At 70.9% G+C, this 11907-nt stretch carries 7 protein-coding genes; 1 reads left to right on the top strand and 6 read right to left on the bottom strand.

The window, feature by feature from the left end; translation table 11 throughout:
* From VR44_RS24005 to VR44_RS23980, 6 genes are all read right to left on the bottom strand, one after another.
* Positions 1–2120 (bottom strand): galactose oxidase early set domain-containing protein (locus tag VR44_RS24005; RefSeq protein WP_211275114.1); only part of this gene is annotated, 2120 nt, incomplete at its 3' end.
* 23 nt (positions 2121–2143) lie between these two features.
* Complete coding sequence (locus tag VR44_RS24000; RefSeq protein WP_045949655.1) at positions 2144–3355, bottom strand: glycosyltransferase; 1212 nt, start codon at positions 3353–3355, stop codon at positions 2144–2146.
* Positions 3356–3361: 6 nt separating this feature from the next.
* Entirely contained in the window at positions 3362–4912 is a 1551-nt protein-coding gene (locus VR44_RS23995; RefSeq protein ID WP_045949656.1) for an ArnT family glycosyltransferase, read from the bottom strand.
* Positions 4913–5139: 227 nt separating this feature from the next.
* Positions 5140–6435, bottom strand: coding sequence for a glycosyltransferase (locus VR44_RS23990; RefSeq protein WP_045949654.1), 1296 nt, complete (start codon positions 6433–6435; stop codon positions 5140–5142).
* A gap of 241 nt (positions 6436–6676) precedes the next feature.
* Positions 6677–8740: a thioredoxin domain-containing protein gene (locus tag VR44_RS23985; protein WP_045949653.1), complete on the bottom strand. Its 2064-nt coding sequence runs from the start codon at positions 8738–8740 to the stop codon at positions 6677–6679.
* Between the two features lie 97 nt (positions 8741–8837).
* Positions 8838–10496, bottom strand: a complete 1659-nt coding sequence (locus VR44_RS23980) for a recombinase family protein (protein ID WP_169791039.1) — start codon at positions 10494–10496, stop codon at positions 8838–8840.
* A gap of 222 nt (positions 10497–10718) precedes the next feature.
* On the opposite strand from VR44_RS23980, the gene VR44_RS23975 reads away from it, so the two are divergent.
* Positions 10719–11907, top strand: a 1189-nt coding sequence (locus VR44_RS23975) for an AAA family ATPase (protein ID WP_045949651.1), incomplete at its 3' end; no start/stop codon positions are given.

Here is an 11907-nt window from a genome sequence, read left to right as displayed (position 1 = left end):
GGCGAGGGCGCCCCGCCCAGGTGGACCCAGGTGGCGACGGAAGGGATGCCGGCCGCGTCGACGCCGAAGAGCATGTACCAGCCGGGCGGCGCCAGGTTGGGGTTGCTGGTGACGTTGAGGTCGATGGTGGTGTTGTTGACCACGCTCATCGGCAGGTCGACAAACCGCTGGTTGGGGTCGGAGGAGTGGGTCACCGCCGCCGGGCGGATCAGCTCCGCCTTGGCGATGGGCCGGTCGACGGTGATCCGCTGGGTGTCCCCGTACACCCACTCGGTGTCGATCACCGAAGTGAGCTTCGGGCGCGGACCCTTGAACAGGTAGGGCGGGGTGTAGACCGACACGGCGTGGTTGTACGTGCCGTTGCCGGGGTTGTCGCCGACCGACATGACCCGGCCGTCGGGCAGCAGGAAGGCACCCGAGTGGTACGTGCGCGGGATCGGGTCGGTGGCCAGGCCCGGCTGGTAGGTGTTGGTACCGGGATCGAAGAAGGAGGCCTCGAAGACCGGGTCGGCCCGGTCGTGCAGCCCGCCGCCGGTCTCCAGCACCTTGCCGTCGGGCAGCAGCACGGCGGAGACGTACATCTTCCCCTCGGCCCCGGTCTGCGGGCGCTTGCCCGTACCGGTGTCGACGAGGCCCTGGGGGAGGTCGGGGCCCGCGGTGTAGGCGGGGCTCGGCTTCTTCAGGTCGATGAGGTCGGTGAGCCGGTTCGCGGCCGGGTTGGTCTCGTTGTTGCCGCCGCCGATGGTCAGCACCCGCTGGTCCTGGGCCGGGGGCAGCAGGACGCTCGCCGACTCGTCGCGCTCGTCCTTCTTGCGCAGCCCGGGCACGTCGGTGATCGTGTTGGCCCCGTAGTCGTAGACGGAGGAACCCGAGCCGGCGGTGCCGTTGCCGAAGGTGTGGCTGCCGGAGTAGAAGAGCCGGCCGTCCTGCATGAGGATCATCGACGGGTACAGGCCCCAGTACGACCAGGTCTGGTGGACCTGGTCCAGCGGCAGCCACTTGTTCTGCGCCGCCGAGAACCTCTCCGCGGTGACGTTGCCCGTGGAGTCCTCCTTCAGACCGCCGAAGGAGATCACGTCACCGTTGCCGAGGATCGTCGCGGACGGGTACCAGTGGCCGCCGTTCAGGTCGTTCGTCTTCGTGTACGTCTCGGTCGCCGGGTCGAAGACGTACGAGTCCTTCAGCCCCTGGTAGCCGATCTTGCCGTCGGCGGACGGGTAGCCCTTGTTGCCGCTCATCACCAGCACCCGGCCGTCGGCCAGCTGCACGTGCCCCGAGCAGAACATGTCCACCGGCGTCGGGATCGTCTTCACGCTCCCGGCGACCGGGTCGTAGACGGCGGAGGTGAAGGTCCCGGCGTTGAACTGGGAGATGTCGTTGCCGGAGCCCGCGATCAGCAGCACCTTGCCGTTCTTCAGGACCACGGCGTGCATCGAGCGCACCGGGTTCCGGGTGCCCATCACCTCCCACTTGCCCTTGGCGCACTCCTCGGCGGTCCCCGTACACGTCGGCCGGGGCGGGACGGCGCCCACCTCCTCCAGCGCGTAGTCGTCGGTGGTGAGCGTCCCCACCCCGTAGACGGACAGCCCCCAGGAGATCTTGTCGGTGTTCGGCGGGACGGCGGGCGTACGCACCTGGGTGCGCGACCAGGCGGCACTCACCGGCGGGTTCTGCAGGTCCGTCCAGTACTGCCAGCCGGCGGCGGTGTCATGGCGGAACACGGTCACCGCCACGTCCGGGGTGTTCGACTTGTACCAGGCGGACAGGTCGTACTGCTTGCCCGGCACGACGGCCGGGGCGCAGGTGGCGTTCTCCGTGACCAGGGCCTTGCGGTCGCCGCTGACCCGGCGGGTGAGCGAGACCTGCACGGCCTTGGTGCCGCTGTGGGCGTCGGCGACGGTGGCGAAGGTGAAGTCGTTGTCGCCCCAGCCCGATTTCTCCCAGCAGGACGGCATGTCGGAGCCGGGCGCGCCGGCTGTCTCGAAACCGGGGTTCGTGAGCAGGTTGGGCGCTCCGGCCGTGGCCTGCTGCGGGGCGGTGAGCAGCAGGCCTGCGGTCATCGCCCCGACGGCGGCCAGCGCGGCCCTGCGCCCTGCCCTCCGTCGGATCTTCCTTCGCATGCGGGTGGTCCTTTCGGTGCGGCTCAACTCCTGGTCGTGGGGCGGTTACGGGCCGCCGCGCGTGGCCCGCGCGGCAGGTAGACGAGGGCCTCGGTGGCGACGAAGCGCAGGACGAAGGTGGTGACCAGCGCCAGGGCCGTCGCGGGCAGCACGCCGAGGCCGAACCTGTCGACGAACAGCGCGATCAGCGGGATCCGCAACAGCAGGTCGGCGTTGGCGAGGAGGGCGAAACGCCCGACGCGGTCCGCCCAGTGGCGGTGCCGGCGGCGGTCGCGGAAGAGGAGGGTCTCGATGAGCAGGAAGTTCCACAGCACCCCGGCCTGGTTGGCCACCACCTCGGCGGCCAGGTACTGCATCCCGGCGTGCGTGAGCAGCCACAGCGCGAGGAGGTTGGGGACGAAACCGGAGAGCCCGATCAGACCGAAGCCGATCATCCGGGCGAGCGGGCTCGCCGAGCGGAGGGCGGCCAGGTGCGTCAGGAAGCGCAGGCCCTCGCGGGCGGTGGACTTGGACTCCCCGGCGAAGCGGTCCTGGAAGACGAAGGGGACCTCGGCGGTCTTCGCCGGCCCGCAGCGGACGGCCAGCTCCAGCAGGATCTTGTAGCCGAGCGGTTTGAGCGCCCCGCCGGTCACGGCGCCGGTGACGGCCGAGCGGCGCATGGCGAAGAACCCGCTCATCGGGTCGCTGATCCCGCGCAGGGCGCGCGGGAAGAGCCCCTTGGCCAGCCAGGTCGCACCCCGCGATACGGCGACGCGGTAGCCGCCGGCGAGTCCGGCCCGGCTGCCGCCGGGCAGGTAGCGGGAGGCCACGACGAGGTCGGCGCCGGAGCGCTCGCCCTCCCCCACCAGCTCGGGGACCAGGTGCGGCGGGTGCTGGAGGTCGGCGTCCATGACGACGATCCAGTCCGAGCCGGCCCGCGCGATGCCCTCGACCACCGCCCCGCCCAGGCCCCCGGCCGGGCTGTCGCGGTGCAGGACGGCCACCGGGAAGGGGCAGTCGGCCGCGGCCTTCTCGATCAGGGCGGGGGTGTCGTCGGTGGAGTCGTCGACGAAGAGCACCTCACAGGGCGGGTGCGCGGGCAGGCAGGCGCGCAGCTGCCTGAGCAACTCCGCGACGTTGGCGGACTCGTTGAAGGTCGGGATGATCAGGGTGACGCCGCCGGGCCCGGACGACACCGGCGGAGTGTCGACTTCCGGATGCTCCAGGGCGTGCGGGGGCCACAGGTCCTCGCTCATGGTGGTTCAGCTCCCACTCTCGCGGTCGGTGCGGCGGATCTCGATACGGTCCTCGCCCGTACCGAAGACGGCGACCGCGGTCGAATGCTCAAGAGCAGCCTTCACGGTGGGCAGGTCCACCGCGTCGCGACGCACGGTGGGCGAGGAGACTACGTAGTCGATGTCCCGCCAGCCGCGCGGCAGGGTCTTGGTGACGGCCGGGTCGAGGTCCGCCTTGTAGAACCAGATGGCACCCGGTCCGGGTGCAAAACCGGAGTGAACAGCATCGAGCCAGAGCGCGTCGTCGACGAGGACTCGGGTGTGCGCCGGATCGGGCACCTCCCGGCCCAGCCAGGCGGCGGCCCGCCGGTAGGGGGCGTTGGCGTCGGCGGTCAGGGCCGTGCGGTCGCCCTCGTACCAGCGCGGCAGCACGTACGCGGCCGCCGATACGGCGAGGACGCCGGCCAGCGCCCACCGCGCGTACACCAGCGCCCGCCGCTCCCCGGGCCCGCGGCGCCGGCGCAGGACGGCGTGGGTGACGCTGGCCGCGGCGGCGGCGAGGACCAGGGCCAGGAAGGGCAGGGCCTGGATCACGTACATCGCCGGGAGGTAGCCGGAGGGCCGCATCGCCACCACCGCCAGGAGCACGGCGGCCAGCGCCGGACCGGCGAGCGCCCGGGCGGTCACCGACCACCGGTGGGTGACCAGCAGCAGGACCGCGCCGGCCAGGCCGCCCAGCGGCAGGACCGTGTCGTAGTACAGCCAGGACCGGAAGACACCGTTCGAACCGGAGCCGGGGTCCAGGATGAAGCCGGAGCCGGGCCGGCTCATCTGGTAGGTGATGCCGTCGATGAGGGAGACGTGCCCGGCGCCGGGCAGCAGCTCGTTGTTGAGCAGGGCGTACAGCGGGTACGACAGGCCGATCAGCGCGCAGGCGGTGATGGCCCCGGTGACGGCGAACTTGCGGGTGTCACGGTGGCTGTGGCGCCACATCGTCACCAGCAGCGCCGGGAGCACCACCAGCATCGTCTCCTTGGTCAGGACGGCGGTGGCGGCCGCCAGCCCCGAACCGAAGTGGTGCCACAGGTGCCGGCTGGGGGACGCGGCGAGGCAGAACGCCAGCAGCATCCACATCACGGCGAGGTTGTCGAGGAAGATCTCCCGCTGGAGCACCACCGACAGCGGCGACAGCCCGAACAGCCCCATCGCCAGCCCCGCCGCCCAGCGCGGCAGCCACAGCCGGCGCGCCAGCACGTAGATCAGTACGGCGCTGGCGGCGGAGACGGCGAGCATCGAGAAACGCATCGGCGCGACCGTCATCCAGTCGGGCACGAACAGGGACGGCAGCCAGGTCAGGGCCGCGATCTGGATCCAGCCGAGCGGCGGGTGGTCGTACCAGTACGTGTAGTGCGCCAGGCCCTCGCCCTGCTGGACCGCCCACGCCTGGGCCAGGTAGGTGCCCTCGTCGTCGCTCAGGGCCGGGAAGTCGGTGAGGTTCCAGCCCTGGACGAGGACGATGACCAGCAGCAGCGCCCCGCACAGGAGCAGGTCGGGGCGCGAGGAACGGAAACGGACCATCGGGCGGGCCGGGCCGGCGGACGGCCGGACGCCGGGGCTGCCGCCGTCACCGCCGTCACTTGCGTCACTTGCGTCACCAACGTCACTGCCGTCACCGGCGCCGGGGCCGGGGCCGGCGGGGCGCCGCGAGCCGGGCAGTTGGCGTACGGGCAGGAGCTGCGGGCCGGCGGTCGCGTCGGTGGGCGCGTCGGCGGGCTGGGGATCAGTGGCCGTGGGGACAGTGGCGGTCACCGGTGGGCGTCCTCTCGGATCGGGGCGGAGGAGTGCGTGGCGCCGGCGCCGGCGGTCTGCAGATGGGCGCCGGTGTGGCTGGTGAGTTCCCACTCGTTGCGGCCCCGCTGCTCGCGCCAGACCGCCCGGATCGCGGCGCCCGCCAGCATCACCTGGTAGAACGGCCCGCCGACGATGAGCTTGAGGTAGTGCACGAAACGCACCCGCAGCCCGTACTGCCGGCCGAAGTCGTGCAGGCCGACGATCTCGAAGACGAAGGTCACCATCGCGGTGATCATGGGCAGGAAGGTGATGATCGCGATCCCGACCGGCACGTCGAGGAAGACCGCCACGGCGAAGTTCACCGGGATGATCACCCCGGAGGCCGCCTGCATGAACGGGGTCATCAGCGTGTAGCGGGCGAGCCACCGCTGGCCCCGGCCGGGCAGCTGCTGCCAGTCCTTCTTCCGGTAGACCTGCAGGAAGCCCTGGTTCCAACGGGTGCGCTGCTTGAGCAGGCTCATCAGCGAGCCCGGCGTCTCCTCACGCGTGACCATGTCGGAGTCGTACGCGACGACCACCTTCTTGCCGACCGAGGAGAGCCGTACCCCCAGGTCGCAGTCCTCGGCGAGGCAGTTCTGGTCCCAGCCCCCGGCCTCGCGCAGCACCTCGGTGCGGACGAAGACCGTGTTCCCGCCGAGCGGGATGAACCCCTTCTCGGCGTGCAGGTGGAGCCGGGAGCGGAACCAGAAGAAGTACTCCAGGCAGTTGCGCAGGCTGTACCAGCTGGAGTGGAAGTTGATCAGCTGGACCCCGCCCTGGACCACGTCGGCGCCGGTGGCGCGGAAGGCGTGGTCGACATGGGAGAGCAGCTCGGGATGGACCTGGTCCTCGGCGTCGAAGACCCCGACGATGTCACCCCGGCAGTGCGGCAGGGCCGTGTTGAGGGCCTTCGGCTTGTTCTTGGTCTCGTTGTGGTCGACCACGACCCGGACCCGCTCGGGCGCGCCGGCGGCCGCACGCTCCGCGACGGCGGCCGTCTCCGGGTCGTCGTGGCCGACGATCACGATGATCTCGTAATCGGCGTGGCTGGACTCCAGCAGCCGGTCGATGGTGTGCTCCAGCACGGCCTGCTCGTGGCGGGCGGGCAGCAGGAGCGAGAAGGCCAGCCGATCCCCACCGTCGGGGCGGTCGAAGCGCGTCGAGGCCAGCGTCTCGGGCGTGCGCCAGGCGTGCATCTGCCACCACAGGGTGAAGGCAGCCACCCAGAACAGCGCAAAAGAAATGGCGGATATAACGACAGAGGTGAACAAACCGTCCCCCACAGACATGCCGCAACCCCAGGCGGCAACCGGCAAACCCCCGGAGACGTGGCGCGGGCCCCCCGGCCCGCCGTCCCCGTGTTCCCCCTCGTGCGCACCCCCCAGTGCGCGTCTCGGTGACTCCCGGAGACATGAGACTAGGCAGCGCATGTGAAGCTGAGGCGCCGTCTAGTTAAAAACCACATTTCCGAGTTGATGTACCGCAACCGGAATTGACGCTACTCCAGACCTATCAGGGGCGAACCACACCCAACTGGTCTGCCAGCTCGACGAGTTCCGTCGTAGGACGCGCGCAGACGAAGTGCCGGCACACGTACGCCGTAGGAAGGTCGCGCACCAACGTGCGCTCGGCCAGCAGGGGGAACTCCCCACCACTCCCGTCCGCCGCACGCGGCAGACCGACCGCCACCACCGCCCCGGGAGCCGTCCCCAGCAACGCGGTCCGGTGCAGGGCCGCCGTCCCCGGATCCTCCGGATGCCCCACGACCGCCACCTCGCGCGGCCCGTCCACGAGCGCCTCCGCCACCGCCAGACCGTGCCCGATGAAGCGCGGGGCACGCGGCCCCAGCGCCTGCACCACCCCGAGCGCCCGCTCCGCCGCCTCCCGGTGGGGCCGCGAACCCGTGTGCGCGGCATACGACAGCAGCGCCCCGGCCGCGGCCGTCCAGCCCGAAGGGGCGGCGGTGTCGGTGGGGTCCTGGGGACGCCGGATCAGCCGCTCGGCGTCATGGGCGGTGTCGTACAGCGACCCGTCCTCGGCCGTGAACCGGGCCATGACCAGATCGACGAGGAAACCGGCGAACTCCAGCCACACCCCCTCCCCGGTGACGGAGGCCAGCGTCAGGAACCCCTCGGCGACGTCCCCGTAGTCCTCCAGCACCCCCGCATTGACCCCGACCCGCCCGTCCTTGCTGGTCCGCGCCAGCCGGGCCATCCCGTCCATGTGCACGCGCACCAGCAGGTCGGCGGCCTCGATCGCCCGCTCGACCAGGTCCGGCCGCTCGAAGAAGGCCCCGCACTCGGCGAGGGCGGAGATCGCCAGCCCGTTCCAGGCGGCCACCACCTTGTCGTCCCGCCCGGGCGCCGGCCGCCGCCCGCGCGCCGCGAGCAGCCGCTCCCGGATCGAGGCGAGCCGCCCGGCCTCCACCACGGGCCCGTCCTGCGGCAGCTGCAGCACCGACTTCCCGTGCTCGAAGGTCCCCTCCTCGGTCACCCCGAAGTACGCGGCGGCCAGCTCCCCGTCGGCCTCCCCCAGCACCTCGGCCAACTCCCGGGGCGTCCACGCGTAGTAGGCCCCCTCGACGTGCCGCCCGCTGCCCTCCTCCTCACTGTCGGCATCGAGCGCGGAGGCGAACCCGCCCTCGGACGTCCGCAGTTCCCGCACCATGAAGTCGGCGGTCTCCAGCGCGACCCGCCGCGCGAGATCGGACCCGGTGGCCCGCCAGAGGTGCGCGTACACGCGGCACAGCAACGCGTTGTCGTACAGCATCTTCTCGAAGTGCGGCACCAAGGGTCCACCAACCCTCGGCGTAAGCACGTACCGGTGGAACCCGCCTCCCACCTGGTCGTACAGGCTCGAACGGGCCATCGCACCGCACAGCCCTTCCGCCATCTCCAGCGCCGCCACGGAACCGGCACGCGCGTGGTGGCGCAAGAGGAACTCGATCACCATCGAAGGCGGGAACTTGGTGTCTCCTTTGAACCAGCCGCTCGCGGGGTCGATGTCCCGCGTCAGTTGGAGGAGCGCCAGGGCCTGGGTCTCCTCGGTGGGCGTTCCGGCGGCCCCGCTACTCAGCTCCCGCCCCGCAAGGTCCCGAGTGATCTTCCCCGCGACTTCTCCCACCTCGTCCCGGCGGCCCGTCCAGGCGTTGTGCACGCCTTCGAGCACCTGCCGGAAGGACGCCATGCCGTGTCGAGCCTCGGGCGGGAAGTAGGTGCCGAAGTAGAAGGGCTCGCCGTCCGGCGTCATGAAGACGGACATGGGCCAGCCGCCCTGCCCGGTGGCGGCCTGTACGGCCTCCATGTAGACGGCGTCCACGTCGGGCCGCTCCTCACGGTCCACCTTGACGGACACGAAGTGTTCGTTCATGTACGCAGCGGTGTCTTCGTCCTCGAAGGACTCGTGCGCCATGACGTGACACCAGTGGCAAGCGCTGTAGCCGACGCTCAAGAACACGGGGACATCGCGTCGCCGGGCTTCTTCGAACGCGCCGCTCTCCCATGGCCACCAGTCAACGGGGTTGTCCGCGTGCTGGAGGAGGTAGGGGGATGTGGCCTGCGCGAGTCGATTGGGCATGGTCCCATCCTTGCGCACCCTCCCCCGCCTCGCCCATGCGCCACAGGGGCAGCACGTGAACAGGGCCGCTTCCGGTGCCCGTCCCTGCGCTTCGAACTCACAGCTCGGTAGGGGTGTCCTTCTTCGACAGCCAGTCGAACTCGAGCCGTTCCAGGATCGGGGTGTGGTCTCCCTGCCGTGCGGCGGGCTTGACCGTGATGCCCTTCTTTCCAAGGGCACACTTCAGGAGCATCCGCTTGTCCGACATGTCCGCCGCCTCCCACGCCTCACGCAGGGTGTCGATCTGGGTGAGGGGCGACAGGGCTGCCTCCGCATCCAACGCCTCAAGGGTCGCGGCGATGCTCTCGATGACGGCACGCTGCCCTTCGCTCAGTTCCTCGAAGCGCTCTTCGTCCATCTTCCCGTACACGTAGAAGTCGTCTTCGAGCTTCTTCACACGCCGCTGGGCGGCCTCAAGGGCCTTCTGGGCCTCTTCCTTCTTCGCCTGCGTTTCGGGGTCCGCGAAGGCGAGCCACCGGCGGGCGATCTCGACGACCATCGGGTCACCGGGCTCCAGGGCTGTGATGTGGTGGATCCAAGCCTGTCCAACCGCGTGGTCGATGCGCTCTGCGAGGGTCACCACTCCCTCGCAGATGGACTTGCCCCGCGTCTGCCGGACCTCACACCGGTAGCGTCCGCCACGGTGGCTCATCGAGCCGCCACACGGTTCAAGCTCGCCCGCACCCCTCTTGTCCCGCATCCGCCCGCATCGGTAGCTCCCCGTCCCCAGGTACTTCGCTTCCGGCTTCCCCTTCGCCCACCGTTCGTCGGTCCGTTCGGCGATGAGCGTCTTGATCTTGAACCACTCGCCCGGCGTCACAACCCCCTCACCGCACAGGACGACTTCGCCCCTCTCGTCGCGCAGAGGCTCGCCGTACCCCTCCCAACTCTCCAAGGGGTTGCCGTGCTCGTCCGTCCTGCGCCGCCGGACCGGGACCATACCCGCGAAGAGCGGGGACTGAGCCAGCTTGCTCACCGCCGTGGGCGACCAGGTGGCACCGCTCCGGGTCCGGTACCCCTCCTCATTGAGCTGGTGAGCCGTGTCCTTCGTCGTCTTCTTGTCGAGCAAGAGGTCCGCCAGCCTGCGAGCTGCGCCGTACTCGTCGGGATGGGGTTCGACCTTGCCGCTTCCGGGGGCACTGTAGAGACCGAACGGGGGCCTGCCCGTTCCCCTTCGACCTTCCGCCTTGTGCGAGTCATGGCCGATCTTCACGCGCTTCGCCATGCCCTTCGCTTCCTCCCTGGCGTGTTCGCTCAGGATCGCGAAGACCATGCGGCCGCCCTGTGATGAGTCCAGCCCCTCGGAAACGGAGACGAGCCGCGATTGCCGGCGGTCGAACTCGTCGAGCATCCGGCCCACCGCCCCCATGCCGCGCCGGTCGAAGCGGTCCGTCTTCCACACGCCGAGCGTCTTGGACCTGCCGTCCATGATCGCTTGTGTGGCCTTCTCGAACTCGCGGCGCCGCACGTAGGACTTGGAGGCCGAGAGCTGTTCGAACCAGACGTGTCGAATCTGGAGTCCGTTGGCCCGCGCCCATCGCACGACGTCTCGCAAGTGCCCCCGCAGCGTGGCCAGGTCTTCCTTCTTGTCGCTACGGCGCAGGTAGGCGTCCATGAGTCCAGGCGGCTCCGCCGTTGCGGGCTGGTCCAGTCCCAGGACTTCCAGCTCCTCCGGGCTGAGCCCCAACCCGACCAGGGTCGCATGATCCTCGCGCACCACAACCCCCTCTGCTCTCGGGACGAATGGTAGGGAAGTGATGGTCCTGGATGGGCACTTTCTCAAAGTGCGGCACGATCCACTGCCTATGGCGCGCATATATGCGCGGGGATGGCCTTTCGTGGCCCAACTCCCTCTGAATTAGCTCAGATTGACTCGCGCTGCGGACCGTCCCGCAGGACACTTGGCGCACGTTTGCGGAGCTCTCCGAGGAGGATGCCGATGCGGGACAGCCATCGTGTCGAGGCCGAGCGGGTGCTGGTCCGGGCCGTCGGGGAGGAGGTCCGGCGGGCGGGGGGCGGGGTGGACGCGGAGGTGTTGCTCGCGCGGGGGCGGGAGGCGCTCGACGGGCTCGCCGGGGTGGCGGGTGAGGAGTACGCGGCGTACGTGGCCGCCCTGGACGAGGCCGCCGCCGGGGAGCAGTCGCTCGGGGAGGTGTTCCGGCGGACCAGCAGCGGGACGGCCCTGCTGGTGACGGCCGTGGCGGCGGCGGCCGCGGCCGGGGCTGACATGGCCTTCGGGGTCGACGCGGGTACGGCGGTCAGTGCGGGGATCGTGGTGGGTGCGGCGGGGGCCGTGACGGCTGCGGTGCGGGTGGCGGCGGTGCACGTGCCGGCCGCGAACCGGCGGGCCGGGGCGGCGGGGCGTCCGGGTGGGCCGGAGCAGTTGAGGCTGAAGTGGCTGACGGCGCTGGAGGTGCGCGGGATCCGGCCCTTCCTGGAGCAGGAGCGGGCCGTGGCCGTGGCCGGGGCAGGGGCGCCGGGTTCGGGGAGCGCCGTGGGTGCCGTGGGTGCCGGGCCGGGGCGGGGGGCCGTGCCGCCGCAGTTGCGCGGGGTGGACCGGAGTGCCGAGGCGCGGCGGCGGAGCATGCTGGAGCAGTCGTTCGGGCAGCTCCCGGACGCCGATGCCCTGTTCACGGGGCGGCGGGCGGAGCTGGCGCGGATCGCGCAATGGGTGCGGACGGCGCGGGCCAGCACCGAGACGCGGCCGGTGGTGGTCGTGCTGCACGGGGAGCCGGGGGTGGGCCGGACGGCGTTGGCGCTGCGGGCGGCGCACGCTCTGCGGGACCAGTTCCGCGGGGCGTGCGTGGTGGACCTGCGGGGTGGGGCGCCGGCGGCGGGTGAGGCGCCGTTGTCGACTCGGGAGGCGTTGCTGCACCTGTTGAACCGGCTCGGGGCTCCGCGTGAGCAGTTGCTGTTCCGGGAGGGGGCTTCGGCGGAGCAGCAGGTGCGCCGGCTCGGGGAGTTGTACCACCAGCATCTGCAGGGGCTGCCGGTGACGGTGGTGCTGGATGAGGCGGTGGACCCGGAGCAGGTGCGGGCGCTGGTGCCGGAGCGGTCGGAGAGTCTGGTGCTGGTGACGGCGCGGGAGCCGTTGGAGTTGCCGGCGGATCTGGGGGCGTGGGTGTACC

Source organism: Streptomyces katrae (assembly GCF_000966975.1).
GTDB lineage: Bacteria > Actinomycetota > Actinomycetes > Streptomycetales > Streptomycetaceae > Streptomyces > Streptomyces katrae.
Note: the sequence above shows the minus strand (reverse complement) of the source record. Positions and strands in the feature narration are given on the sequence as shown.